The following is a 25,551-nucleotide window of genomic DNA, read 5'->3' on the forward strand; positions in this document are numbered from 1 at the left end:
CGGGGCGCATCCTTCGCCCTTCGGCGAAGGTGCCTTACAGCTCCTTTTGGCGCACACAGGTGCGTATGCGCATGATCGATTATGAGCCTGCTCCTCTGCCCGATTCCACACGAAATGTTATAGAACCATAAATAAAAGCGGAAATTAGGGGGAGATGGGAATGTCCTTGACAGGATCGTGCACTATAGTCATCCCGACATACAATGAGAAAGGGAACGTCGTGAAGATGGCAGAGGCCATCAGGAAGGCGTATCCGGAATTCAAGATCCTGTTCATGGACGACAACTCCGAGGACGGCACCATCGAATTGGTCAGAGGCCTGAACGACCCTCTGACCGAGATCCGGCCCAGGAAATAGCCCAGAGGGCTCGCGGCCTCGGTCATGGAGGGGTTCTACCTCGCAGACACCGATTACGCCCTCTGCATGGACTGCGATTTCCAGCACCCCATTTCGGCGCTTGGAAGCATCGTCGCAGAGATGGACAAGGGAGCGGACCTCTGCGTGGGAGTCAGGAACAGCAGGATGTCCATGGGATTCACCCGCGCCTTCGGCTCTGAGGCAGTCGAGGCATTCTGCAAGATATTCTTCCGCATCCATGGGAAACAGACCACCAAGGACATGATGTCCGGTCTCTTCGCGATCCGCTGCAGCGAGTTCCATGACGTGATCGGCGGATGCTGGGACAAGTTCGAGTACAATGGCTGGAAGGTCCTGATGGACCTCATGAAGTATGAGACTCACGACGTGAAGGTGTCCTATGTCAGGTACGATTTCGGCACCCGCGCCGAAGGGGAGTCGCACATCAATTCCAAGGTCATCGTCATGACCTTCCACCAGTGTGGGGCTTCGGGAAATGGTGCTCGCGCGTCCTCGCCAGGCTGTACCATGTCGATTATTACGAGATGTACCCAGACGAAGCCAAAGGGAAGAAGACTGGCAAGAAAAAGTGATTTTCCCCTTCTCCCGGCGCTTCCCGCGGTTCTCCGTACGGAAATCCCGCATGACCCAGATATCGAAAAATAACGGAGGGCAGGCACCCTCCTTTTGAAGTTTCAGTTCACGTAGTCGAGCCAGGCATCGTACTTGTGGTCCCTGCCGTTCGCGATGTCGCTGAACTTGGCATGGATCTTCTGGGAGACTTCTCCGGGCTTCCCGTCTCCGACAACGCGGCCGTCGATGCTGGTGACGGGGGCGACCTCGGCCGCGGTCCCGGTGAGCCAGACCTCATCGGCGGTGGTCAGCTGGAACCTGGTGACGGGGCACTCGCAGACCTCGTAGCCGAGGTCCTTGGCGATCTGGACGATGGACGCGCGGGTGACTCCCTGGAGGATGCCCTCGGCAGCGGACGGAGTGAAGACCTTGCCGAACTTGTACATGAAGATGTTTTCTCCGGTGCACTCGGCAACGTGGCCCTGCCTGTTCAGCATGACCGCTTCGTTGGCGCCCTGGCGGATGGCCTCCCTCTTGGCGAGGCAGCTGGCAACGTAAGAGCCGTTGACCTTGGCCCCTGCCGGGCCGCAGAGGTAGTCAGGCCTCTGCCACGAGGAGGTGATCAGCTTGATGCCGGCGTCGGCGTTCTTGCCGAGGTAGGCTCCCATGTGGATGCAGGTGATAGCGAAAGATGCGGGGACCCCGACAGGGTTCAGGCCGACCTCCTCTCCGGAGAGGAAGATGCAGGGCTTGACGTAGTCGACGTTCTTGTTGGCACGGACGGCCTCCTTGATGGCGTCCATGACCATCTCATAGGTGTACTCCTTCCCCTCGAAGACGAGGTCTATGCCCATGAGCTTGCAGCCGTCGACCAGCCTCCTGGCGTGGTCCTTGAGCCTGAAGATGGCGGGGCCCTTGGGAGTGTTGTAGACCCTGATGCCCTCGAAGACGCCGGTACCGTAGTTGAGGGCATGGGCGAGAACGTGGACCTTGGCATCCGCCCACTTGACAAGCTTTCCGTTCATCCAGATGTATTCGCATTTTTCCATAGGATTCCCTCAGTGACACACATTTCAGAGCGCGTTCAGGGCCTTGACGTACTTGTCAGGCTCGGAGCGCGCGATGATCTCCTCGACCTGGTCCGACCCGCCGACGACGCCGACGTTCCCGTTGGAGGTGGAGATCAGCGCGTAGGCCGACTGCCCCTCCTCGGGGACGAGCTCGCAGCCGTAGACGTCCTGCAGCTTCTGGAGCCTTCCCATGGCCAGCTCGGCCTCGCCTCTGTCGATGACGGACAGGACCATCCTGGACTTGCCGGGGACCTCGCATTTCCCGACCACGATCGTCTCGACGTTGATCTTGTTGCGGGTGAACTCGCCCATGACTCTCTGCATGACGCCGAACTCGTTCTTGACGATCAGGGATATGACATACATGTGGGTCAACCTGGGGCGGATTAAGGCATCGTCCTATTTACCATGTGCGCGCGACTAATAAGGGAATCAGCGCGTCGCCGGCCTCCGGCGTTCCCCAGGATCTCGTCCACAGCATCGGCAAAAGTGAATGTGCCAGATACGCGGATGCAGTGCATCCCGAGCCTCCTGCCGAACTCCATGTCCCCGTCGCTGTCCCCGACCATCCAGCACTTGGACGGGTCGAGTCCGAGGTCCGATATCGCCTTCAGGCCCATACCGGTCTCCGGCTTGCGGCAGGAGCATTTCTCATCGGGGCGGTGGGGGCAGAAGTAGACCGCATCGATGCGGCCGCCAGATGATTCCGAGATCTGCCTCATGAGCTCGGCGTTCACCGCTTTCATATCTTCCTCGGTGAACATGCCGCGCCCGATACCCGATTGGTTCGTCACCATCACCACAGGGAGGCCGGCATCGTTGAGCCTCCTCACCGCGGCCGGCACCCACGGGTAAACGCGCATCTTCGCCGGATCGCCGTTGTGAGGGACGTCCGGGCAGAGGGTGTCGTCCCTGTCTACGAGTACCGCCGCTCGCCCGAACATCTTCTTCTCGACGATGCCGCACATAATGTGGCAGGCAGCGAGATAGCCTTCCTGGATGTGCGCCGTGTCGGTGCTGGGTATGATGACCGCGACGTCGGCGATGTCCTTCAGCTTCCCTCCGGGACCGGTGAAGGACAGTGTTCTGCAGCCGAGTTCCTTGGCCCTCTCGAGAGCGAGGATGACATTCTTCGAGTTGCCGGAGGTAGACATGCCGACGACGGCGTCACCGGGCCTGGCGAACGCCTCGACCTGCCTCTTGAACACGATGTCGTAACTGTAGTCGTTGCCGATGGCGGTGACCGGCGCGATGTTGGACAGGCATACCCCCGCCATGGCGGGGCGTTCCATCTTGTACCTGCCGGACAGCTCGGCGGCGATGTGCTGGGCGTCGGCGGACGACCCGCCGTTCCCCATGAAGATCGCCTGGCCTTTGCCTTTGAGCGCCTCGTAAACCAGTTCTGCCGCGGCCTCTATCTGCCCGGGGTCTATCCCCAGGATGGCCTCGGAGCTCTTCCTGAGCTCTTCAACGATACCGTCAGTCATATCTGCTCCTCCATGAGATCACGCCCTCCGGCTCGAATTGGAAGTCGGTGACGTCGGCACCCGCCTTGGCAAGGGCCTTCGATACCTGGGATTTCTTGTCGTACTTCGTTACGAAGTACATGAAGCCTCCTCCCCCCGCGCCCGAGACCTTCCCTCCGATGCGCCCGCCTTGATGGCGGTGTCGTAGAGGCTGTCGATCTCCGGGTTGGAGACCTTGTCCGAGAACATCTTCTTGTACTGCCAGGATTCGCCGAGGAGATCGCCTACATCGTCGATGTCCCCGTGCCTGAGCGAGGAGCGCATCCTTATGGCGATGTCCTTGGCATGGTCGAGGGCATCGTCGTTCTTGCCCTCTTTGTACGATTTTATCTGGGTATCGATGACGGCGGCGGAATCGTGGGTCATGCCGGTGAAGCACATGACCGAACGGCACTGGAGCTCGTAGATTATGTCCTGCGGTATCTTGGCGGGGAGGACGGCAACACCATTGCTGTCGAACCTCAGAGAGTTGAAGCCGCCGAAGACGGCCGCGTACTGGTCCTGCTTGCCCCCTTTTAGGCCTATGACCTCCCTCTCCAGATGATATGCCAGAGCGGCCATCTCGAGCTTGGACATGTCGACGTCCTGCCAGTTGGCGATGGCCCCGATCATCGAGACGATCATGGTCGACGACCCTCCGAGACCGGATCCGGCGGGGACATCGGAGCGGATGCTCATGTCGAACCCGTCGGTCACATCGAAGTGGTTGGTGACGGCCTTGATGAGGTCCATGTTCCCGTCCAGGGGGAGCGGGCCGTCGCCGAGGGGGGCCTTGTAGCGGCCGTAGTACTCGGAGTTGACCGTCATGGTCTTGTCCTTCCTCGGCTTCAGCGTGCTGTACGCATACTTGTTGATAGTGGTGTTGAAGACGTAGCCTCCCTTCTCCGAGGCATACGGCTCAACATCGGTCCCGCCTCCGGCCAGGCCTATCCTGAGGGGCGCCCTGGACCTGATGATCTCTACCATTCACTCCGACCGTCCTATGACTTTCTCGTTCTCTCCGACGACAGTGCCGTCACCGAGGACGGCGTCGGTCACGACGCAGCCCCGCCCGAGGATGCAGCCCTCGCCGATGACGGAACGCTCTATGCGGGCCCCGTCAGCGCGGCAACCTTTCATCAGCAATGTGCCAGATATGTACGAATCGTTGATAATGCATCCCTTGCTTATAACAGATTCGCAGGCTTCCGAACGTCTCATGAAGGCGTCCTCGCCTATATAGAACCTGCCTGTGATCTTCGATCCGGCCACCCTGTCCTCCCATCCCGGGGCCGGACGGGCCCTGCCGGCCATCTCGAGGTTCATCCTTATGAGGTCGGCCGGGATGCCGATGTCCGTCCACGGGCCGGGGGAGACGTAACCGGTCAGGCGCTCGCCGCGCGAGAGCAGGAGGGGGAACAGGTCCTTGGAGAAATCGTAGAACGTGCGGGGCGGGATGTACTCCAGGACGCGGCGCTGGGCGATGTAAACCCCGGTGTTCACCAGATCTGATATCTCCTCCCCAGGGCGGGGCTTGTCCTGGAACTCGGCGATCCTGCCGTCGGGTTCCGTGCGGACGACCCCGTATCTGCTCGGATCGTCAACTTTGGACAGGGATACCGTCGCAGCCGCGCCGGACGAGAAATGGGCGTCGATCATGGCGCAGACATCGACCGAGGTCAGCGTGTCCCCGTTGGCGGCCGCGAACACCGGGTCCAGACGGTCCTCCAGCAGTTTCAGCGCCCCTCCGGTGCCCATGGGCGATTCCTCGTCTGAATAGGTCAGTTCCACGCCCATATCGGACCCGTCCCCGACGGCCGCTGCCAGAAGGTCGGACTTGTAGCCGCAGGCCATGATGACCTCGCGGACACCGGCGGAGGCCAGGGATCCGATGAGGTACTTTATGAAGGGCCTGTCGAGGATTGGCATGGCAGGCTTGGGACGGGTGAGCGTCAGCGGCAGGAGGCGCGTCCCCCTCCCTCCGACGAGGACGACGGCCTGCTTCACTCTCGGGGCCATGGTTTGCGATGCTCCAGCCCGTATTAATACTCACAGGTGCGGCGCCCGCAGGTGCGCCATGCGGACAACATTGGTCCCGACTGGCACATCCAGTGACGACGCCACCGGAATGCATTTGGCGCGCAGCAGGTGGGCCACCGGTAGCGGCAGGTCCATCTCCGACAGGGACTCGTAGTTCGCCATCCCCTTGGCGATCATCACACCGGCGGAGGCCATCTCCTTCCTGAGCTCAGGCGGCATCAGCCTCTCGGAGAATCCGATGCAGAACCCTCCGGTGTCGAGGATCCCGTCCATGTCGCGGTCCAGCCCTATGCGCAGGGCGTCCTCCCGGGTGACGTCGTTGAGGATGGGCGCTCCGCGCACGATCCCCACGACCCTCTTCCCGTCCGATCTCATCTCGCGCATAAGCAGACGGTCGAACTCATCCTCCCCGCAGTTGTCGAATGCGTAGAGGACGGTCCCGGAGGCCTTCACGGCCTTCTCCAGCTCGGGGGTCTGATCAGAGCCCACCCCCTGGTCCAGGAGGGACTGGAACATCTCCCCGAAGCGGTCGGGGCTGTCGATGGCTATGCCGGATCCGAAATCCATGATGTTCCCGATTATCGAGACCCTAACGGCGGCGGCGAAGCGGTCGTCCGATGAATCGATGAAATCTGCGGCGGCCGGGACATAGCGGGCGGCGACCCTGTCCGCCTCCTCCTTCATGGCGCGGTAGGGGTCGGCAACGCCCATCTCCGCGTACGCTGCGGAATGGGCCTCGGTCGCCAGCTCCGCCGAGCATGCATCGGGCGAGAAACCTGCTGCATATGCTTTCAGGGCGGCGGCCATAGCAGCGGACTCGGTGCCGTTGCCGGCGAGGCGGGCCTGAAAGAGGGCCCTCCTGAGGAGGCACGGGGCGCAGTCCGCGCGGACCTTCATCTGAACCTCCCGCTCATGTCCGGGCCGGGGATCTTCTTGTAGAGGAGATGGGCGCGGTAGAACAGGCCGCCGGCATAGACGAACGCGTAGAACACGATGAACACGTCGAGGTACCCGAAGAGCGCGAAGAACGGGATCAGGAACAGCATGTTGGTGAAAGGGAATGGGCTGAAGGGGATGACCTTCTTGTAGAACGATTTGTGCCTGACGTACTCCCCCTCCATGCCGGTGGTCCCTGCGTTGGTGACCATCTGGTTCTCCGGCATGATACGGTTGTAGATGTTCCCCACGTCTATGATGAGCACCATGCAGGTCCCGGCGATGCATCCGAGGAACAGGTAGACTGCAGGGTCGAAATCGAACCCGAAGATGCTGTCCATCCCCCATCTGTAGGACCAATATCCGAGGCTGAACATGAGCAGCGGGTAGGTCAAACGGTGGTTGAAGCCGTCGATATAGTCTCCGCGTCCGGACTTGAGATTGGTGTAGCGGGCCAGCGACCCATCGGCGCAGTCCAGGGCATATGATATGACCCAGCCGATCCCGCCGAGCACATTGATCCAGCGGTCGTCCGTCCAGAAGCAGAGGCTGCTGAAGAACATAAGGCACCCCCAGAAGATGGTCAGCTGGTTCGGCGTGATGCGGGTATGGACCAGAAGCCTGACGAAAAGGCTTCCGAGCGGGATGTAGAAATAATTCTCCGAGGCATTGTTTGACTCATCGTGATTGAGCGCTTCCTCGAGCCTCTTCTTATCGACTGCCACGCTTATGAGCATCGGTGCTGCCGATTTAAGTATTGCCTTATCTCCGGAGCCGTCCCCGGGACCGGGGCACGGCGGCGACCGGAACGGAGGACTGTCCAATGTGCCAGATACAGCAGCGGGCGCTTAGCGGCGCACGATGCGATGCCTTCTCGGAAAACACATTCTGGACGGCATCCCAACCCCGTCGTATTTTAATAGAGGAACCATTATCGTACGCACATGGCTAACGAAAAGATTTGCTCTTCCTGCGGGAAGAGGCTTATCGGGCACGGCAACACCTTCTTCAAATGCCCCAACTGCGGACAGGTAGAGATCGGCAGGTGCGCCGAGTGCCGCGACCAGAAAGTCCCCTACAAATGCCCCAACTGCGGATTCTGCGGACCTTGAGGTGAATCCATGGGACAGATCGTCAGCACCTATGACATCCTGCCGGAGAGCACCGACATCGACCTGAAGAAGATCATGGCGGACCTTCCGAACATCATCCCCAAGGGCGTCAAGCTCATCGAGGAGGACACCAAGATCGCCCCCGTTGCCTTCGGTCTCATGAAGATCGTGGCTGCCTTCGTCATCGATGACAGCATCGAGACCATCGGCGGCGACCTGGAGAACGCGCTCACCTCGATCCCCGGGATCCAGAACGTCGAGTGCGTCTCTTCCACCAACTACTGAAACCTTCAGGGGCCGGAAGGCCCCTCCCCATCTTTTCGCTGTCCGGAACATTCCGGAACGGCCGTTCTTTCTGTTGAAAATATCAGTTGGCGTTCAGTGCTTGGGGCCCAGGGCCTTCCTGAACACCCTGCCGTCGGTCCGCATGTACGTCTTCCCGTCATGCTTGTAGAAATGGCGGATGTAGAACCTGATCCCCCAGTGATACACCGACGGGAAATGGAAGCAGCCCCAGCCCTCGAAGCCTCTGAGGTACTTCTCCCGCATCTCGGCGAACTCCGGGCTCCTGACATACTCCACGAAGCTCTCCCTGCCCATATGGCCGGCCGAGCGCATCTTCATGTAGGCGTTGCTGCGGAGGACCTCCTCTCTCACCTTCGGGTCTTTGATCATCCCGTCTGCGGCACAGTAGGCCGCGACCTCGTCCCGGCCGCGCCTGTCGGCCTTGGACGGATCGGAGGTGAGGGACCCGAGGTTCCTGCGGTAGGCGTACATCGGGCGGAGGGACACCGTGACCGTCCCGCAGACGGACAGGAGGGAATAAGTGAACTCGACATCCTCCGCCAGGGAATCCCTGAAGCGCAGGCAGGCGCCCTCGATGACCGATCTCTTCACGAACTTCGACCAGGCCGTGACCGGGACGGCGGCCTTCCTCATCAGCCTCAGGCATTCGGACGCCGGCATCGTGTAGGCACCGTAAGAAGCGGACGCCATCCTCTCCGGCACCTTCCCGCCGGGGCCGACGTTGACGGCGTTGAAGATCACCAGGTCCGAACGCTCCCTCTCGGCCAGGCCGATGCAGCTCTCCAAAAGGTCCGGGACGAACCAATCGTCCACATCCAGGAACCATACGAACTCCCCGCGGGCATGGTCGAGGCCGAGGTTCCTGTTGCCGGCGAGATGGGTGCCCTCCTTCAGGGAGAGAACGGAGAATCTGGAGTCTCCGGCGGCCGCGGACAGGGCCGCCTCGGAACTGCCGTCAGTGCTGGAGGCGTCCACACAGATGAGCGCCTCGAAATCCCCGAAGGTCTGGGACTTCAGGCAGCCTATGCATTCCCCGATATAATCTGCCCCGTTCTTCACGGGAACGATGACCGAAACCTTCGGGGCGCGTCCGTTCTCCTGCATTTCGGGCTTCCCCAAAGGCTGGCTGTATTTAAATTGCGGAGGGGGCTCAGCCCCTCCTCCGTCCCGTCACTGGGCAGGCTCGACGTACTTCTTGATGAAGCCCTGGTCCATCATGGCGCGGGTCAGCTTCCTGGACCTGCCGATGATGGCCGCGGCGCGCTCGTACTCCTCCTGGTAGGTGGTCTTCTTCCTGGCCAGGCCCTGCTCGCACGCCTTGACGGCGACAGCGGCGGCCTCGCGGGCGAAGACGTCCTCCTCGGACATGTTGGGCACGATGTACTCGGGGGTGAGGCCCTTCTCCTCGGCGCACTTGGCGAGCTCGGTGGCCGCCGCGATGCACATCTCGTCGGAGATGGACTTGGCCCTCACGTCGAGCACTCCCCTGAAGATGGCGGGGAAGCCCATGGAGTTGTTGACCTGGTTGGGGAAGTCGGCCCTGCCGGTGGCGAACACCTTGCAGCCGTGCTCCTTGGCCTCCCAGGGCCACATCTCGGGAACGGGGTTGGCGGTGGCGAACACGATGGGGTCGTCGGCCATGCCGTCGATGTACTCGGCGGGGATGGTCCCAGGACCGGGCTTGGAAGCGGCGATGACGATGTCGGCGCCCTCCATGGCCTCCTTGATGCCTCCCTTCTTCCCGGCGCCGTTGGTCTTCTCGGCGATCATCTTCTTGAGGCGGTGGGCATCGTCGATGTCGTCTCTGTCCATGTTCAGGATCCCCTTGGAGTCGCACATGCAGAGGTGGTCCGCGCGGAACCCGGTGCCGAGCAGGAGCCTGGCGGTGGCGATGGAGGCGGCGCCGGCGCCGACGATGGCGATGTTGGCATCCTCGAACTTCTTCCCGACGAGCTTGAGGGCGTTGATAGCCCCGGCGACCTCGATGGTCGCGGTACCCTGCTGGTCGTCGTGCCATACGGGGATCTTGCAGTCGGCCCTGAGCTCATCGAGGATGTCGAAGCACTTGGGGTTGGAGATGTCCTCGAGGTTGATGCCGCCGAAGGAGGGGGCGATGAGCCTGACGGTCTCGATGATCTTGTCAGGGTCCTTGGTGTCGAGGCAGATGGGGACGCAGTCGACGCCTCCGAGGTACTTGAAGAGCATGGCCTTGCCCTCCATGACGGGCATGGCGGCCTCGGGGCCGATGTCTCCGAGCCCGAGCACGCGGGTGCCGTCCGATACCACCGCTACGGTGTTCCACTTGCAGGTGTGCTCGTACACCATGTCCGGGTTCTTCTCGATGTCCTTGCAGGGCTCCGCCACTCCGGGAGAGTACCAGATGGAGAAGTCGTCGAAGTTCCTGATGCATGCCTTGGGGACGGTCTCGATCTTGCCGCCGTAGTACTTGTGCATGATCATGGCGTCCTTCCCGGGCTTGGCGGCCAACTCCAGGCGCTGCTCCGGGGTGAGGTCCTCGTACCTCGGCTTCTTGGGCTGCTCGCTGCCGGCGCTCTCGCCAGCTTCCTTCTTCTTGAATTTGTCCATGAATCCCATGTTCACACCTTCTTCTTCGAAATTCGTACGAATTCCTGCGAACTTTCTGTCCCGCCGATATGACTTCCCTTATTAATATTGTTGTGAAAAACGGCTCTGCTCCGCATCCTGAGAGGACATAACTCTGACTGCAGCCGTCAGTCCCTATATACTTCAGAGTGTTAGAGGCGCTCATGAGCAGGACAACCAAGGCGGCCATCCTCGACGGGTACATCGATGACCCCGCCGCACTGGGGGTGCCGCCCTATATCTCCCCCATGATCAGAGCCGTGGCCGGTGCTGCGAAAGACGCAGGGTGTTCTACGGAATACGTCACTATCGATATGATCCGCGGAGGCCGCGCGCCGCCTGACGCCGACGTCACCATCCTGCTGTCCGGCAACACCGTCCCGGGGAAATACCTCAGGTCGATGCCGATGTCCCTGAAGGAGATCAGGGAGATATCCCCCAAACTCTCGGGCCTCACTGTAATCGGAGGTTCGTCGGCGTTCGCGCCGGAGGCACAGAGGTTCGACCGGCGCATCAGAGGGGACCTCGCCGCTGCGGTCAGCGACATCCTGCACGGGAAGGAGCCATCCGGCCGCTGGAGGACGCTGGACGAATGGAACAGGTGGATGCTCCTGGGGGCGGACATCGCCGCCTGCCACCAGGACTTCCCGGACCCTCTCGAGGCGGAGATCGAGACCTACCGCGGATGCCACCGCTGGAAATCCGGAGGGTGCTCGTTCTGCATCGAGCCTTCCAAGGGCCGGCCCCTTACCAGGGAGCCTGCCGACATCATCGCAGAGGCCAAAAGGCTCAGGGAGATCGGCGTGAGGAACATCCGCATAGGCGGGCAGACCGACATCGTGTCCTACGGGAGCGCCGACGACGACTCGGGATGCCCCCGCCCGAACCCCGGGAAGGTCCGCGAGCTGTTCGAAGGCATAAGACAACTTAATTTTGACAACGTCAGCGTGGACAATGCCGACCCCAATGTGATCTCAACGTATCCTGAGGAATCGGAAGAGGTCATCCGCATCCTCGCGGACACCTGCTCCTCCGGCAATGTCCTCGCCCTCGGGCTCGAATCTGCCGATCCGGAGGTTGCCCGCCTCAACAACCTCAACTCGACCGCCGAAGGCGTCCTCGAGGCCGTCCGCCTGATCAACCGCGTCGGCGGAGAACGGGGAGAGAGCGGGATGCCGAAGATACTCCCGGGGATCAACATCATCTGCGGGCTGGACGGCGAGACCGCGGCCACCTATGAGATGGACCTCCGGCTGCTGAGGAGGATCCGCGACGAAGGGCTCCTGCTGAGGAGGATCAACATCCGCCAGGTCATACCGTCCCGCAGGCCGTTCGATGTCAAAGTGAACGAGAAGAGATTCAAGAAATTCAAAGAAACAGTCCGCGAGGAGATCGACCGCCCCATGCTGGAGCGCATGGTGCCCGCAGGAACCGTCCTCAGGGGCGTCATGGCCGAGCTTCACGACGGGAACATAACCTTCGGCCGCCAGGCAGGGTCGTACCCCCTGCTGGTCGGCATCCCGTACAAGATAGAGCTCGGCAGGCGCTACGATATCACCGTCACCGGCTGGGGCTTCCGCTCGATAACGGGCATCACCCGCCCGTTCGACATCAACACCATGCCGATGTCCGCCCTGTCCGCCCTTCCCGGGATCGGGAAGAAGAGGGCGGCCGCCATCGCCGCCAAGAGGCCGTTCAGCGGCCCGGAGGACCTCGCCCGCGCTGTGGACGACCCCCTCGTCATACAAGGTCTAAAAACCATGATAACATTCGATCGAGGCGATCAAGATGGTCGATTCCCTCCGTGCCGCAAGATATCCGTTCGTCTCCGACGCGGCCGCGTTCATCGACGAGAACGGCGTGAGCATAGAGGATCTCCTGACCTCTCCCATGTACGCCGATGCCCGCCGCCGGGGGATGGAAAGGGTCATGGGGGCGCTGAAGAAGCACATGATCGAGGATGTCCCCCTGAACGTCTCGCGGGATTCCGCGAACTATGTGCACCTGATGGAGATCCTGTCGTACGGATACGCCAGAATGATCGTGTCGGACATCAACGACCGCCTCCTCACCAAGAGGTACGCGCTCGCCGAGGCAGAGCGCGTGAACAGGCTCCTCGAGAGCGATGCCGAATCGATCGATGCCATATCGGCGGAACTGGAGATCAACGAGCATATCAACCCGAATGATACCGTCAGCATACATTTCGCCGATTATCTGCGCTATTCCGTTGTCATCAGCGCGGTCGAATGGAAGCTGATCAACCGCGATGTCAGGAACGGGTTCGTCATCATACCCAGGAAGGATTTCGGAAGGCTGGTGCAGAACGCATTCCTCAGGAGGCTGGAGTCGGAGATCCCCCTGAAACTGACAGATGACATGAAGAAGATGCTGTCGAAGAACTCCCAGTATGTCCGCCTGGCGCTGGCGGAGCTGAAAGCATCCCTCAGCCCGACCGGCGGCAAGGGCATCGACAACGACTGCCTGCCGCCCTGCATCAAGGCCATCATCAAGATGGCGCAGGCGGGGCAGAACCTCCCCCACAGCGCCAGGTTCGCCCTGGTCTCGTTCATGCACGCGATGGGCGCGGACTACGATCAGATAATCTCCATATTCGCGGAGTCCCCGGACTTCGACGAGAGCAAGTCGAAGTACCAGATCATGCACATCACCGGCGAGCTGAACGGCAGCGAGGGGTACACCCCGCCGGGATGCAGCGCTATGAAGACGGACGGCATCTGCTTCAATCCCGATGCCCTCTGCGAGAGGGTGAAGCATCCCCTGAGCTATTACCGCCTCAAGTCGCGCGACATGAGCTTCGTGAGGAAGCCTGAAGGGGAAAAGGCCGGAGAGGGGAAGAAGGAGCGAATCACTCCTTCTTCTCTTCCTCCCCGTTCCCCTCTGCGGCAGAACGCTCGGCCTCGCCGAGGTTGCGCCAGGTCATCAGGACACGCTGAATCGCGGTAAGGTTCCCGACCACGGCGAAATAGAGCATCATGAGCTCGATCAGGGACATCGCGTGCCCGAAGACATCGAACGTGTCCTCCCACACCGCGGACATGATGAACTGGAAGATGGGCACGATGAAACAGAGGATGACCCTGTCGGCCCTGCCGAGGAGGCCGTCGTAGAGCCTCTTGGCGCCGACAGCCTGCGCCTGGGTCCCCATGTAGGACGTCAGCAGGACACCGATGATCGCCATCATGCCGATGTAGTCGTTGCACCATCCGCAGAGCGCGAACGGCACGATCATGAACATATCGGCGTACCTGTCGAAGACATGGTCCAGATAATCGCCCTTGACCGAGCATTTCCCGGCCAGCTTCGCTATCTTGCCGTCGAGGGCGTCGAAATACCCGGACACCAGCACCAGGGCCGCGCCCAGCAGCAGGAGCCAGTGCTCGTCATAGCTGAAATAGAACACGATGCCGCAGATGAGCGCCGTGATCAGGCCGAGCCACGATACCGTGTTCGGGTTGACGTTGATGAAGCGCTTCGCAACCGGCGCGATGAAGGGGTCTGCTTCTCTCCTGTGCTTGTCTAGAACCATTCTTCCATCTCCCCTGACCAGTCCACGTTCCCGGGCCTATAAATATCCCCGTTCCCGCAGATTATCCTCTCTATAATGTCGGCCGCCTCCGCAGGGGTGCCGCGGGTGCAGTCGATCTCGTTCACCGGGATGTCGGTGTCCGTGCTCTCGCACAGGATGACATCCAGCACCTCGGCCTGCACGTTCTCCAGGACCTTGCCGTCCGAATAGCCGCGCTTCCTCAGCCTCTCGGCGAGGACGACGGGGTCGCACCTGAGGACGATTATCCTGGAGCAGTCGCACTGATGTGCCAGATGCGAATCCATGAACACGACGGAGTCCTTTTTCCGATACGGCTCCAGCGAGGCGTTGAGAGCATCCATGTCCACGTTGTAGGTGTCGCGGAGGACGTCCCTCTCCCCGAGCAGCCCGTGCTCCCGGAGATGCCTGTTGATGTCCACGACCTCGTAGCCGCGCTTCCTCAGCTCCTCCGATACGGAGGTCTTCCCCGTCCCCGGGGTCCCGGTTATCGCTATCAGCGGCGTCTCAATCCCTCATGTATCCCTTGGCGCGCTCCTCGACCATGTCCCAGGTGGGGGTGTTGGTCAGGGCGCCGGTCTTCTCGAGGACGAACGACGATACCGCGGCGGCCAGGACCAGGCTCTCCTTCTCAGAATATCCGTGGTAGAGCCCGGAGTAGAACCCGGCCCTGAAGGAGTCCCCGCAGCCGGTGGCGTCCACCGCAGCGGCCCCTTTGACCGCCGGGATCCTGAAGATCTCGCCGTCGATGGAGGCCGTGCTCCCCTCTTCGCCGTCCGTGCGCACCACCAGCCTGGGGCCGATGTCGAACACCGACTTAAGACCCAGGCGCTCCTCGATGGCCTTGGCCTCGAAGGAGTTGCAGAAGAAGATGTCCGACGTGTCGGCGAGCTTCCTGAGGTTCTCCTTCACCCACCTGCGGTAGGTCTCCTGCGACGGGTCGCCGGCCACCTTTATCCCTTCCGCGCGCAGCTTCCTGGCCAGGGCGATGTAGTAAAGAGGCTCCCCGGTGCAGAAGTGCACATGCTCTGAGTTCATGGCGTTGCGGGACAGGTCGATGCCCGTCTTGATGATCTCCGCCTGCGGGCCCTGGTAGAAGATGACCTTCTGCCTCAGGCCGCTGTCGTTCATGATGATGCACGATGATGTCTCGTAACCGTCCACCGGTATGATCTCGTCGTCGATCAGGCCGCTGTCCCTGATCTCGTCCCGGTACACCTGGGGAAGGTCGGGGCCCACCAGCGCGGCCAGCGCCGTGGGGACGCCCAGCCGGGCCGCCGTTATGGCTATATTGGTGCCGGTGCCGCCGAGCGTCGTCTCTTCGAAAGGATGTCCACAGTCTCGTTGAGGGCGGGAAAGTGGGGTATGGAAACGATCTGGTCTATGGTGACGTGGCCGAAAACTGTCAGGAAAGGCTTCATCTCATTCGCTCCTGCGTCCGTCCGCCTCGGTGTACTCCCCGGATACGACCTTGGCGTAGACTTCCTCTATGGCGGGCAGATGGATGTTCCAGTCATAGTACTTCGCCCTCTCGGCCGATGCTCTGGCCAGCTCCTCGCATCTTTCCCTGTCCTCGAAGAGGGCGTTCATGGCATCCGCGAGGGCGGCAGCATCCCCTCTCGGGACCGCCACCCCGGCATCGCCGACGGTCTCCTTCAGGCCGCGGCGTCGGAGCAGACGATGGGCCTTCCGCGCGCATGAGCTCCTCGGCCGCCAGACCCAGGCTCTCGAACATCGACGGCATGACGAAGAACCGGCAGCTTCCCATGAGCTCCCGTTTCTCCTCGTCGGAGACGAACCCGCGCATCTCCACCCTGTCCTCCAGGCCGTACTTCGAGATGAGCCTGCGCAGCTTCTTCTCCTCCGGCCCCTTGCCGCAGACGATCAGCCGGTGGTCCACCTGCTTCATGGCCTCCATCAGGACGCCGAGGCCCTTGGTGGCCACGAGCCTTCCCAGGCTCAGAGCGAAGTCTCCGCTGCCGCTGCCGGGCTCGACCGGGCGGTCGAGGCAGGTGGGCACGGCGGTGACGTAGCGCTCCGGGTATCCGCGGGCGATGAGGTCGTCCCTCACGGCCCCGCTGACGGCTATGATGTGGTCGAACGACCTCAGCGAGGAATCGAAACGGGAGTCGTTGATCCTCGACAGCGCGCCTGCGATCCCCATGCCCTCGCCCCACATGTTATGGTAGGTGAACACCTTCTTCCCGTCGTAGGCGCGCATGGCCTTGGTGTAGCTCGGCGCCCAGCGGTAGTTGAAGTTGACGACGTCCGGGTCCAGCGACTCCACCGCCTCCCCGACCCCTTTCGATGAGATGTAAGGCGGGTTGTACAGCTTCAGCTGCCTCGACTTCAGGCGGATGATGCGGTACCCCTCGGTCTTCTCCTCCTCCGGGTCGTCTTCGGAAAGCCTGCCGGTGACCACCGTCACCTCGTGCCCTTCGGCCGCCAGCCGGACGGCCGTGTCATGCATCCTGCGCTCGATGCCGCCTTTGTACGGATAATAGAACGGATTGACGTCGGCGATCTTCATCGCATCATCTCCCGGGAACGGGCTCCTCCGCTCCCGAACCTATGGCCGACCGGTACGCTTCCAACAGCCTCTCGGTGGTCGGCCGGATGCCGTACGAGAGAGCGGTCGCCCTACCGGCCTCCCGGACCTCGGAAGGGGCATCGAGCGCTTTCTCTATCGCGGCGGCGCATTCTTTCTCCGTGAGATTGAACAGGTATCCGTTCTCCCCGTCGCGGATGAAGTCCGCGAACGCCCTGCCGTTGCCGCAGGCGACCGGCAGGCCGCAGGACATCGCCTCCTGCACCGTGAACCCCTGGGTCTCGAAGACGGACGCGGACGCGAAGCAGTCGGCCGAGGAATAGCAGGCGACGAGGTCGGCGCCTGTCTGATAGCCGGTGAAGAACACCCTGTCCTCCACCCCGGCTGAATGTGCCAGCTCCTTCAGGCCGTCCAGTGCCGGGCCCTGCCCGACCACCATGAGGACCGTGTCCCGGGGGAGGAGGGCCATGCTCCTGACCAGCAGGTCGGCGTTCTTCTCGAAGGACACCCTCCCGACGGTGATGACCTCCCGGGCGCCCTCCGGGATGCCGAACCTCTTCCTGGCCTCCGCGCCCGCCGCCGGATCGCGCGAGAAATGGTCCGTGTCTATCCCGGTGGGGACGACCTCCATGCGTCTGGGACGTGCCTTCAGGTTCTCGGTGACCTCCCGTCCGGCGGACGGGGTGGGGACGAGGACCGCGGCGGGGCGCTTCAGCAGCTGCCTCAGGTACACGGAGGCGAGCTTCACGAGCCAGCTCTTCGGGAGCCTGATCGGGGAGTACTTATCGATGACGTCGGTCACGAGGGTATCGTAGGTGAGGACCACCGGGACGCCTGTCTTCCTGGACGCCCAGAGGGCCTTGACGGCCATGAAGGCGATGCCGCGCACATGGATCACGTCGGGGCGGAGCTCCCTTATGAGGGCGGCGGTCCGGGAACGGTAGAACGGGACATAGTACCCCGGATAGGAGCTCAGCTCCTTCGCTTTGAAGTAGTATACCCCTTCCTCGCGGTGCTCCGGGCCGGGGTCCGGCGCGATGACGAAGACCGTATGCCCCAGGGCCTCCAGGGCCGCGCGCGTGACCACAACGGCCGTGGCCACCCCGTCTATCGTCGGGCGGTAGCTGTCGGTCATTATGGCGATGCGCATGCTTCAGGTTCCTTCCTGCCAGCTGTGGATGTAATCGTACTGTTCCTTGGTCTGGACGTCGATCTTTATCCCGAGGGAGGCCAGCTTTATCCTGGCTATCTCTGTGTCGATCTCCTCCGGGACGCGGAAGACCCCGGGGGCCATCTCGTCGTGGTGCTGCACCATGTAGACTATGCCCATGGCCTGGGAGGCGAACGAGGTGTCCATGATCTCGGCGGGGTGCCCCTGGCCGGCGGCCAGGTTCATGAGCCTGCCCTCGGCTATGAGGTAGAGCTTCCTGCCGTCCTTCATAACATATCTGTCGACGAAGTCCCTGGCCTTCTCCTTGGACACCGACATCTCCTCCAGGTCCTTCTTGGAGATCTCGTTGTCGAAGTGGCCGACGTTCCCCATGATGCACCCGTCCTTCATGACGGCCAGAGCATCGCGGGTGACGATGTCCTTGCATCCGGTGACGGTCATGATGATGTCGGCGGTCTTGGCGGCCTCGGCCATGGGCATGACATCGAAGCCGTCCATGCGGGCCTCGATGGCCTTCACCGGGTCGATCTCGGTGACGGTGACGAGCGCCCCGAGCCCCTTGGCGCGCATGGCGATGCCCTTGCCGCACCAGCCGTACCCGGCGACGACCAGGCGCTTCCCGGCCACGATGAGGTTGGTGGCCTCCATCCATCCGTCGAAGGCGCTCTGCCCGGTCCCGTAGCGGTTGTCGAAGAGGTACTTCATCTTCGCGTCGTTGATATCCATGACAGGGAACTCGAGCTTGTGCTGGGCGGCCATGGCCTTCAGCCTGACCACGCCGGTGGTGGTCTCCTCGTTCCCTCCCTTGATGCTCTTCAGCACCTCCCTGCGGGAGGTGTGGGCCATGGTGATGAGATCGGCCCCGTCGTCGATGACGTAGTCCGGGCCGATGTCGAGCACCGCGTTCAGGTTCGCGTAGTACTCCTCCTGGCTCTCCCCTTTCTTGGCGTGCACGTCGAGCCCGTACTCCTCGCGGAGGGCCGCGGCCACCGAGTCGTCGGTGGAGAGCGGATTGCAGCTCGCGAGGCAGATCTTCGCGCCGGCGTTGGCCAGCGTGACCGCCAGCATCCCGGTCTTGGCCTCAGTGTGGAGTGCCATGCCTATCTTCAGGCCCTCGAGGGGCCTCTCCCTGCGGTAGCGCCTGTCCAGCTCCTGGATGACCGGCATGTGCTCGTACGCCCATCTGAGCCTCAGGCTCCCTTTCTTCACAAGTTCGTCCATTTTCTTCCCTTCCGGTCATTCCTTGCTGAACTCTGACATGAGGTATCCGCAGATGGCCTCGATCTCCCCTTCGCGGGTCTTCCGCGCTGAATACGAGGATATCAGCGCGTCGATCTCCGCGTCCTTCCCCCTGAGCTCCTTCACGTAGGCGGTGATGTTCGCCAGCGCCCTGGAGATCTCGTCGGAGATGGGCACGGTCGCCATTCTCGAGGTCCTCGACAGGGGGTTGAGATCGAGCGAGATGACCTTCTTCCCCATGGCCACGAGGGCCTCCGCGCGGTCGCCGTCCTCGATGGGGACCACGATGACGTCGCTGCTCCCGACCCCTTCCTGCGTGCAGAGGGCGCGGTCGTGGTTCAGCCCGGGGATCCTCGTGTCAGGGTCCCTCCCGAGGACGTTCTTCGCGCCCTTCGACTCCATGTACGAGATGAGCTTCTCCATCCGTTCCGGGGTGCGGTGGAAGAGGTTGACCTCCATCTTGGCCGGGACCGCCTCGGCAAGGGCGATCAGGCCCTCGGGGTCCAGGACCACCGAGTTGCCGTTCATGCACACGACGGGGTTCTCCGCCCTCAGAAGCATGGCGGCGGCCACCTTCTCGGCATGCCTCGCGGGCTCCGTGGTCCTCTCCCCCATGAGGTAGTCGAACGCCTCTCCCCTGCCCTGGGATATCAGCCCGGTGGGGTCGGCCATTCCCTCCTTCACGCCCTCGGCGAGCTTCTCCCTCGTCACGAGCGATTTGTAGCGCGGATGATCCTTCGGAATAGAAGACACAGCCGTTGAATGAGGGTGCGCCTATTATAATTGCGCGTGCGAAGAACACATCGCAGCGCAGGATGCCCGAAGTATTGTCATTATTCGATGCGCTCTATGACAATAGACAGCAGGGAAGCCGATGCCCTCCCGATGCAATGGCATCGAGAGCTGGAAATACAGGGTGGGCAGCAGAACACCTCTGAGTCACGGCTTCCGAACCAGAACACTCCGTCGAAACGCGAATCTCTTTTGACGCATATCTCATACTTTTGGACATCAGTAAATTCCCTGAGGATCATTGCAACACCGCAGTCCGTCAGTTGTTTGTTCGCACACCTCTGCTATGGGATGTATGCTGGATCGGCTCACAGGCAGCCGGAATCCAGCATGTTCGAAGATTTGCCATTCTTCTGAATACCGTCTTTTTGAATGTTCAGTTCGGCCGGATAATGATTGCATATCCTGAGTCACGGGTATTGCAATGCATGCGCTTCATATGCCGTGTTCAATGATTCAATCCCCATGACGGAGCGGCATTCGGTCTGGATTCAAAATCTGAAAAAGGCCCCGCAAAACGGGGCCGAAAAGGTTTGCGCCGGACTCTTCAAGGCCTGATTACATTATAGTGCACGGCGGCGACGGCCCCGGCTACGAACAGCACGATCAGGATCGCTGTGGCCAGCGCGAGCAGAGCGATGCCGGCTCCCGCTCCGTCGTCCTTCTCCCACTGGGCGTAGAGGACCAGGTCCGCGGTCAGGTCGGAGATCTCCGCGCCGTCGGCGTACGAGGTCCCGCTGCCGTCGGCGGCGGTGTTCCATCCGGCGAAGGAATAATCGTCCCTGGTGAATCCGTTGGCGGTCAGGGCCTTGGCGGCCTCGCCGTAGGTGACCTGCATGGAAGCGGTCGTTCCAGAGGTGCTGCCGTTGCCGTCGAAGGAAACGGTGTAGGTGTCAGCGGTCCACTGGGCGTAGAGAGTAAGATCAGACAAAAGGTCGGAGACCGAAGACCCGTCGGCATACGAAACTCCTCCTCCGTTCGCCTGAGTGTTCCAGCCGGTAAAAGTATAGCCGGTCTTGGTGAATCCGTTGGCGGGGAGAGTAACCTCACCGGCACCGTAAGTCACGGAGACCGATGGAATACTACCGGAAGTGCTTCCGTTGCCGTCGAACGTGACAGCATAGGTGTCTGCAGTCCACTGAGCATAGAGTGTGAGGATGGAGGTCATGTCGGCTATCTCGTCGCCTGCGGCGTACGAGGTGCCTTCTCCGTCAGCCTGGGTGTTCCAGCCGGCGAAGCTGTAGCCGGTCCTGGTGAATCCATTGAGTGAAACGGCCAATGTGCCCCCGTACTCAACGTTCTGCGCGTCGGTAGAGCCTCCGTCAGCGCCGTTCCCATCGTACGAGATCGTATAGGTGATGATTGTCCACTGGGCGTAGAGGGTAATGGCAGAGGTGAGGTCGGACACTGAGTCCCCGTCAGAGTAAGCAGTTCCTTCGCCGTCCGCCTGAGTGTTCCATCCAGAAAAGGTATAGCCAGTCTTGGAGAAACTGTTGGAAGTGAGGGTAACAGCCCCGGCACCGTAGGTCACGGAAACCGGGTCCATGGTCCCGGAGGTGCTGCCGTTGCCGTCAAACGTAACAGTGTAGGTGTTCGCGGTCCACTGGGCGTAGAGGATTATGGACTCAGTGAGATCGGACACCAGTGCCCCATCGACGAACACTGCGCCTTCGCCGTCAGCCTGGGTGTTCCAGCCGGAGAAGCTGTAGCCGATCCTGGAGAACCCATTGAGGGTGAGGGCCTTGGCAGCCTCGCCGTAGGTGACCTGCATGGAAGCGGTCGTTCCCGAAGTGCTTCCATTCCCGACAAAGACCACTTCATACGTGTTCGCAGTCCACTGAGCGTAGAGTGTGAAGGACGATGTCAGGTTCGAAACCTCCTGACCATCGGCGTATGCAGTGCCTTCTCCGTCTGCCTGAGTGTTCCAGCCGACGAAGCTGTAGCCGATCTTTTCGAAATTGTTGAGAGTCAGGGCTACTGGGTCTGCGCCGTATGTTACATTGGTCGCCGAAGTGGCGCCGGACGTACTGCCGTTGCCGTCGAACGTGACGGTGTATGTGTTCGCGGACCACTGAGCGTAGAGGGCGAGATCGGACAGAAGATTGGAGACCGAGGTACCGTCGCAAACGCCGTCCCTTCTCCGTTCGCCTGAGTGTTCCATCCCGTGAAACTGTATCCTGTCCTGGTGAAGCCGTTGGAAGTGAGGGTGACGGCCCCGGCATCGTAAGTGACCGAAATGGAAAGGGTGGATCCGCCGTCGGCACCGTTGCCGTCGAACGTGACGGTGTAGGTGTCAGCGGTCCACTGAGCGAAGAGGATGAGATCGGACAGGAGATTGGAGACCGAGGCGCTATCAGCATACGTTTCTCCTCCACCGTTCGCCTGGGTATTCCATCCGGTGAAAGTGTAGCCGGTCCTTGTAAAGCCGTTGGCTGTAAGAGCGACAGCTGCGGCATTGTAAGTGACGGAAACCGAAAGGGTGGATCCGCCGTCGCTCCCGTTCCCCTCGAAGGTCACAACATATGTGTCAGCAATCCACTGAGCGTAGAGAGTAATGGAAGACAGAAGATTGGAGATCAATGCCCCGTCATCATATGCATCGCCGTTTCCGTCAGTCTGGGTGTTCCATCCCGAGAAGGTGTATCCTGTCTTAGTGAAGGTATTGGCAGGAAGGGTAACAGCTCCCGCACCGTAGGTCACGGTGATCGAATCCATTGATGACCCGCCGTCGCTCCCGTTGCCGTCGAAAGATACTGTCTGATTAACCCCGGTCCACTTAGCGTACAGAGTTATGTTCGAGGTGATGTTGGAGATTGTGTCGCCTACGGCGTAGTCGGTGCCTTCGCCGTCCGCCTGAGTGTTCCAGCCGTTGAAAGTGTAGCCGGCCCTGATGAAGCCGTTGTCCGAGACCGTCAGAGAGCCACCGTACGAAACGGTCTGCGAAGATACCGAACCGCTGTCGCTGCCGTTGTCGTCGTAAGACAGAGTCTGGTATGCAAGAAGCGGATCGGATGCGGAATCCCTCTTCCATGTGTGACCGGAAAGGTTAGCGGCGGTAACATCAAGAGCAGCCCCATCGGATGTGTTCTTGAAAGTGCCCACGCCAGAGAATGCACTGCTGCCAATAGTAGTTACTGAATCCGGGATGTTGATAGACAATATTGCACTGCAATCGAAGAATGCGCTGATGCCGATTTCTTCAAGTCCATCTGGAAGGGTTACTGATGTGAGGGCGGTGCAATAATAGAATGCGCCACTGTTAATAATCCGTACTGAACTCGGAACTTCATATGTTGTCGATGCTGACTTTGCCGGATATTGAATCGGTTTCGTCATATCCTTGTCAAAGAGAACGCCGTCTGCGGAGCAGTATGATTCATTTTCGCTGCTGACTATAAACGATTCAATAGATGTGCATCCGAAAAATGCATAATCTCCGATTAACAACACCGATGATGGAATATTCACCGATGTGAGGGCTGTGTTAAGATAAAATGTGCCACCGTTAATAGCCGTGACTGTATATGAAGTGCCAGTGTCGGAATCGGTCGCTGTGCTCGGAATATCGGCAGATGTAATGCTGGTATCTGTTAGTCCGGTGACAGCGACGGTCGTTCCGTCCTCGTTCACTGTGTAAGTGAACGTTCTGTCGTTGAAACCTGACCTCGCCACTTTGTGAATGCTGAACGAAGTCTGGCCCATTCGCCACTTGACATTTTCCATGGCTCACGCTAGATGATGACCCGTTGTTTCCGATTCCGGAGGGGCGTTTTCAGGTCGGAAATGCCAGGTTTCCCTCGATATCGGCACGGATATGGGAGAAGATCTCCCTGGAAATCTGGTTCCAATTGCTGTAGACGGCCTGTTTCCTCCGCCCTTTATCGATTATCCTCGTAAGTGTCAAATGGCCCAGGGACCAGACGATGGATTCGGTGTTCGGCTTCTCGGTGACTGTCCTCCTCCTTCCCCGTTCCTCCACTGTCTTTGTTTTGCCTTCCGCCTCATACCTCGCCATCGCGATAGCCGTCTCCGAAAGGAGAGCCAGCATCATGGAACCGCGGATCGATGATTCGCTCCATACCCTCAGAGGTTTGAGCCCCGTGACCCTCTTTAAGGAGTGGATCAGGTGTTCCACAGTGGCCCTCGCACGATACTTATCTAGTGCTTCGAGAGGTGTCAATTGCTCCGAGGATTCCAGTTTGAAAATCCCTGCACGGGTCCCCATGATCTCCCTGATTATGCCTTCCCGTTCGCTCTCGTCGAATGCGAATTTGGTTTGAAGGCTCACCTTCACCTCCACGTCCGCGAGGACGTTCCTCCTGATCGTGACGAAATCCGATTTCCTGAAATGCCCGTCCTCGTAGGTCTTTACCGCTTCTACCATGCGGTCGAAGCTCCTCGAAGCGGAATGGTATGTGCGATACCAATTGTCCATGGAGAAGAACAGGTACGTGGTCCTTCCCGAGGAATCGAAGGTGTGCCTCTTGCAGCACACCCCGTCCTCAACATATTCCCACTCGCAATCGGAATCGGATATCCGTTTGTCATCCGAGACGTTCATCTTCACCCTTGTGAGATACCTGTGACCGGCCTTCACGATGGAATCCAATATGTCGCCGGAGGCTCCCCCGTTATCCACGATTATCCACGAACCCTCCCGGATCATGGAGAAGATGTCCGGAAGCGCGTCCCTGTATTGCTCCGGGTCGGAAGTGTTCCCCTTGTATGCCCTCATGAAGAACGGCATCTTCGATTTCTGCAGTTCGGCGGTGAGGAACTCCACCTGTTTCCTGCTCTGGTCCCTGAAATCCCTGGGATAGCCTATGGCCCCGAGTTCCGCCTCAGGGCCGTTCACAACCACCGCGGAACCGTCGATGTTCACATCGGTGTTCTCGAAATGATATCTTGCATCCAGGCCCTCCCACAGCTTCACTATGATCTCATCGCTATGCTCCCCGATGATGGATATCGCACGGTTGATCGTCCTCTGTGAAAGACCCGAATCCAATCTCAACTCCGTTCTCACATCCTTGTTCCTCAGCCAATCGGAACACCTGCTCATGGAATTGCTTCCCATCAGGATGTGTGTGCACATGGCCGTGAGGATCCTGCTCATGGGAACTCCGCGCTGCTTGAACGTGTCCACGAAGTCCAAAACACCCGTGGAGCCCAGATAATGCTCCACGGTCCTGACCAATCCGTAAGGAACCGATATATTGTCGTTAGGACTAGGGAGGTCTGCCCCAGTCGCGAAATGAGTTTGCTTCACAACATCGCATGAGCGCTGGGCGCACATTTCTGTTTCGGTTTGCCCTTTGCCCATCGACAAAAAGAATTACTCAACTGGCGAGGTCAGGGTTGAAAGTGTCTCCCGCAGCTGCATCCGAGTCTTCAGATGACGCCGACAGGCTCCAATCGCGCAGCAGAGCAGCACGCAGACCGCGGCCGCGATGCCGATGATGAGCCGGCGAGTTCCCCGGCCGGCGGAGAGGAATTCACACCTTCCCATATGTCCATGTTCAAGATTGTTCATAGAACACCTCTGATTGTATATTGAAAATTGCAATCGATAGCCGATTGCCTAATCAAAACAATATTATTAGGTTCTATAACATTTCGTGTGGAATCGGGCAGAGGAGCAGGCTCATAACGACCTGCAGCTGTCGCGGAAGAACACTATCCTTCCGAGACGCATCTCCTTCCCGTAACCTCTCGCCAATCCCTTGGAC

26 protein-coding genes and 2 pseudogenes are annotated in these 25,551 nt (G+C 60.4%); 5 read left to right on the forward strand and 23 right to left on the reverse strand.

The features are described from left to right. Positions 1-226 precede the first annotated feature (226 nt). A pseudogene (locus AUQ37_RS04995) lies at positions 227-1,024 on the forward strand (glycosyltransferase). Positions 1,025-1,053: 29 nt separating this feature from the next. Here AUQ37_RS04995 and AUQ37_RS05000 read toward each other — a convergent pair. Genes AUQ37_RS05000 through AUQ37_RS05030 form a run of 8 tightly spaced genes read right to left on the reverse strand, consistent with a single transcriptional unit; the run spans position 1,054 to position 7,207 of the window. After that, a complete protein-coding gene (locus tag AUQ37_RS05000) occupies positions 1,054-1,980 on the reverse strand; it encodes a branched-chain amino acid transaminase (protein WP_058747667.1) in 927 nt (308 codons plus the stop codon). A gap of 24 nt (positions 1,981-2,004) precedes the next feature. Next, on the reverse strand, positions 2,005-2,367 hold the full coding sequence (locus tag AUQ37_RS05005) for an acetolactate synthase (RefSeq protein ID WP_058747668.1): 363 nt from the start codon (positions 2,365-2,367) through the stop codon (positions 2,005-2,007). A gap of 20 nt (positions 2,368-2,387) precedes the next feature. Beyond that, the gene (locus tag AUQ37_RS11035) at positions 2,388-3,488 is read right to left on the reverse strand and encodes an HAD-IIIA family hydrolase (protein WP_201013765.1); all 1,101 of its coding nucleotides are present in this window, start codon (positions 3,486-3,488) and stop codon (positions 2,388-2,390) included. Next, positions 3,481-3,609, reverse strand: coding sequence for a hypothetical protein (locus AUQ37_RS12950; RefSeq protein WP_255354885.1), 129 nt, complete (start codon positions 3,607-3,609; stop codon positions 3,481-3,483). Before AUQ37_RS12950 ends, AUQ37_RS11035 begins: the two co-directional genes overlap by 8 nt. Further along, positions 3,597-4,493 carry a kinase gene (locus AUQ37_RS05015; protein ID WP_058747669.1) on the reverse strand — a complete coding sequence of 299 codons (897 nt, stop codon included), beginning with the start codon at positions 4,491-4,493 and terminating at the stop codon, positions 3,597-3,599. Before AUQ37_RS05015 ends, AUQ37_RS12950 begins: the two co-directional genes overlap by 13 nt. Next, a complete protein-coding gene (locus AUQ37_RS05020; RefSeq protein ID WP_058747670.1) occupies positions 4,494-5,525 on the reverse strand; it encodes a sugar phosphate nucleotidyltransferase in 1,032 nt (343 codons plus the stop codon). Between the two features lie 30 nt (positions 5,526-5,555). Further along, positions 5,556-6,443: a DUF89 domain-containing protein gene (locus AUQ37_RS05025; protein ID WP_058747671.1), complete on the reverse strand. Its 888-nt coding sequence runs from the start codon at positions 6,441-6,443 to the stop codon at positions 5,556-5,558. Further along, complete coding sequence (locus AUQ37_RS05030) at positions 6,440-7,207, reverse strand: CDP-alcohol phosphatidyltransferase family protein (protein ID WP_157844293.1); 768 nt, start codon at positions 7,205-7,207, stop codon at positions 6,440-6,442. Before AUQ37_RS05030 ends, AUQ37_RS05025 begins: the two co-directional genes overlap by 4 nt. Positions 7,208-7,426: 219 nt before the next feature. On the opposite strand from AUQ37_RS05030, the gene AUQ37_RS09545 reads away from it, so the two are divergent. After that, the gene (locus AUQ37_RS09545) at positions 7,427-7,594 is read left to right on the forward strand and encodes a zinc finger domain-containing protein (RefSeq protein WP_082662416.1); all 168 of its coding nucleotides are present in this window, start codon (positions 7,427-7,429) and stop codon (positions 7,592-7,594) included. Between the two features lie 9 nt (positions 7,595-7,603). Further along, complete coding sequence (locus AUQ37_RS05035) at positions 7,604-7,879, forward strand: translation elongation factor EF-1beta (RefSeq protein ID WP_058747673.1); 276 nt, start codon at positions 7,604-7,606, stop codon at positions 7,877-7,879. Between the two features lie 93 nt (positions 7,880-7,972). Here the strand turns inward: AUQ37_RS05035 and AUQ37_RS05040 are convergent, their stop codons facing one another. After that, positions 7,973-9,004: a glycosyltransferase gene (locus AUQ37_RS05040; protein WP_058747674.1), complete on the reverse strand. Its 1,032-nt coding sequence runs from the start codon at positions 9,002-9,004 to the stop codon at positions 7,973-7,975. Between the two features lie 66 nt (positions 9,005-9,070). Beyond that, the gene (locus AUQ37_RS05045; RefSeq protein WP_082662417.1) at positions 9,071-10,495 is read right to left on the reverse strand and encodes an NADP-dependent malic enzyme; all 1,425 of its coding nucleotides are present in this window, start codon (positions 10,493-10,495) and stop codon (positions 9,071-9,073) included. Positions 10,496-10,668: 173 nt separating this feature from the next. Between AUQ37_RS05045 and AUQ37_RS05050 the strand changes: the two genes are divergently transcribed. After that, a complete protein-coding gene (locus tag AUQ37_RS05050; RefSeq protein WP_235584947.1) occupies positions 10,669-12,693 on the forward strand; it encodes a radical SAM protein in 2,025 nt (674 codons plus the stop codon). After that, positions 12,608-13,471, forward strand: coding sequence for a hypothetical protein (locus AUQ37_RS05055; protein WP_235584948.1), 864 nt, complete (start codon positions 12,608-12,610; stop codon positions 13,469-13,471). Before AUQ37_RS05050 ends, AUQ37_RS05055 begins: the two co-directional genes overlap by 86 nt. Here the strand turns inward: AUQ37_RS05055 and AUQ37_RS05060 are convergent. From AUQ37_RS05060 to AUQ37_RS05105, 13 genes and pseudogenes are all read right to left on the reverse strand, one after another. Next, positions 13,374-14,054: a CDP-alcohol phosphatidyltransferase family protein gene (locus AUQ37_RS05060; protein WP_058747675.1), complete on the reverse strand. Its 681-nt coding sequence runs from the start codon at positions 14,052-14,054 to the stop codon at positions 13,374-13,376. The genes AUQ37_RS05055 and AUQ37_RS05060 overlap by 98 nt on opposite strands. Then, positions 14,045-14,584 (reverse strand): adenylate kinase family protein, encoded by a 540-nt coding sequence (locus AUQ37_RS05065; protein WP_320408849.1) that lies wholly within the window; start codon positions 14,582-14,584, stop codon positions 14,045-14,047. The genes AUQ37_RS05060 and AUQ37_RS05065 overlap by 10 nt, the downstream gene beginning before the upstream one ends. Continuing rightward, entirely contained in the window at positions 14,580-15,362 is a 783-nt protein-coding gene (locus tag AUQ37_RS05070; protein WP_201013766.1) for a PfkB family carbohydrate kinase, read from the reverse strand. Before AUQ37_RS05070 ends, AUQ37_RS05065 begins: the two co-directional genes overlap by 5 nt. A gap of 132 nt (positions 15,363-15,494) precedes the next feature. Then, positions 15,495-15,662 (reverse strand): hypothetical protein, encoded by a 168-nt coding sequence (locus tag AUQ37_RS09965; RefSeq protein WP_157844294.1) that lies wholly within the window; start codon positions 15,660-15,662, stop codon positions 15,495-15,497. Further along, entirely contained in the window at positions 15,586-16,602 is a 1,017-nt protein-coding gene (locus AUQ37_RS05075; protein ID WP_058747677.1) for a glycosyltransferase family 4 protein, read from the reverse strand. The genes AUQ37_RS09965 and AUQ37_RS05075 overlap by 77 nt, the downstream gene beginning before the upstream one ends. Before the next feature lie 4 nt (positions 16,603-16,606). After that, entirely contained in the window at positions 16,607-17,770 is a 1,164-nt protein-coding gene (locus tag AUQ37_RS05080) for a glycosyltransferase (protein ID WP_058747678.1), read from the reverse strand. Between the two features lie 3 nt (positions 17,771-17,773). Further along, complete coding sequence (locus tag AUQ37_RS05085; protein WP_058747679.1) at positions 17,774-19,012, reverse strand: adenosylhomocysteinase; 1,239 nt, start codon at positions 19,010-19,012, stop codon at positions 17,774-17,776. Positions 19,013-19,027: 15 nt separating this feature from the next. Continuing rightward, positions 19,028-19,783, reverse strand: coding sequence for a 4-phosphopantoate--beta-alanine ligase (locus AUQ37_RS05090; protein WP_082662419.1), 756 nt, complete (start codon positions 19,781-19,783; stop codon positions 19,028-19,030). A gap of 80 nt (positions 19,784-19,863) precedes the next feature. Then, on the reverse strand, positions 19,864-20,064 hold the full coding sequence (locus tag AUQ37_RS13590) for an Ada metal-binding domain-containing protein (RefSeq protein WP_082662420.1): 201 nt from the start codon (positions 20,062-20,064) through the stop codon (positions 19,864-19,866). Positions 20,065-20,369: 305 nt separating this feature from the next. Beyond that, complete coding sequence (locus tag AUQ37_RS12345) at positions 20,370-21,920, reverse strand: InlB B-repeat-containing protein (RefSeq protein WP_235584950.1); 1,551 nt, start codon at positions 21,918-21,920, stop codon at positions 20,370-20,372. Next, positions 21,818-22,924, reverse strand: a complete 1,107-nt coding sequence (locus AUQ37_RS13595; RefSeq protein WP_058747681.1) for an InlB B-repeat-containing protein — start codon at positions 22,922-22,924, stop codon at positions 21,818-21,820. Before AUQ37_RS13595 ends, AUQ37_RS12345 begins: the two co-directional genes overlap by 103 nt. After that, a pseudogene (locus AUQ37_RS13600) lies at positions 22,925-23,545 on the reverse strand (leucine-rich repeat domain-containing protein); the annotation flags it as partial. 49 nt (positions 23,546-23,594) lie between these two features. Beyond that, on the reverse strand, positions 23,595-25,007 hold the full coding sequence (locus tag AUQ37_RS05105) for a transposase (protein WP_162262202.1): 1,413 nt from the start codon (positions 25,005-25,007) through the stop codon (positions 23,595-23,597). Positions 25,008-25,551: the final 544 nt, after the last annotated feature.

The organism is Candidatus Methanomethylophilus sp. 1R26, from assembly GCF_001481295.1.
Lineage (GTDB): Archaea > Thermoplasmatota > Thermoplasmata > Methanomassiliicoccales > Methanomethylophilaceae > Methanomethylophilus.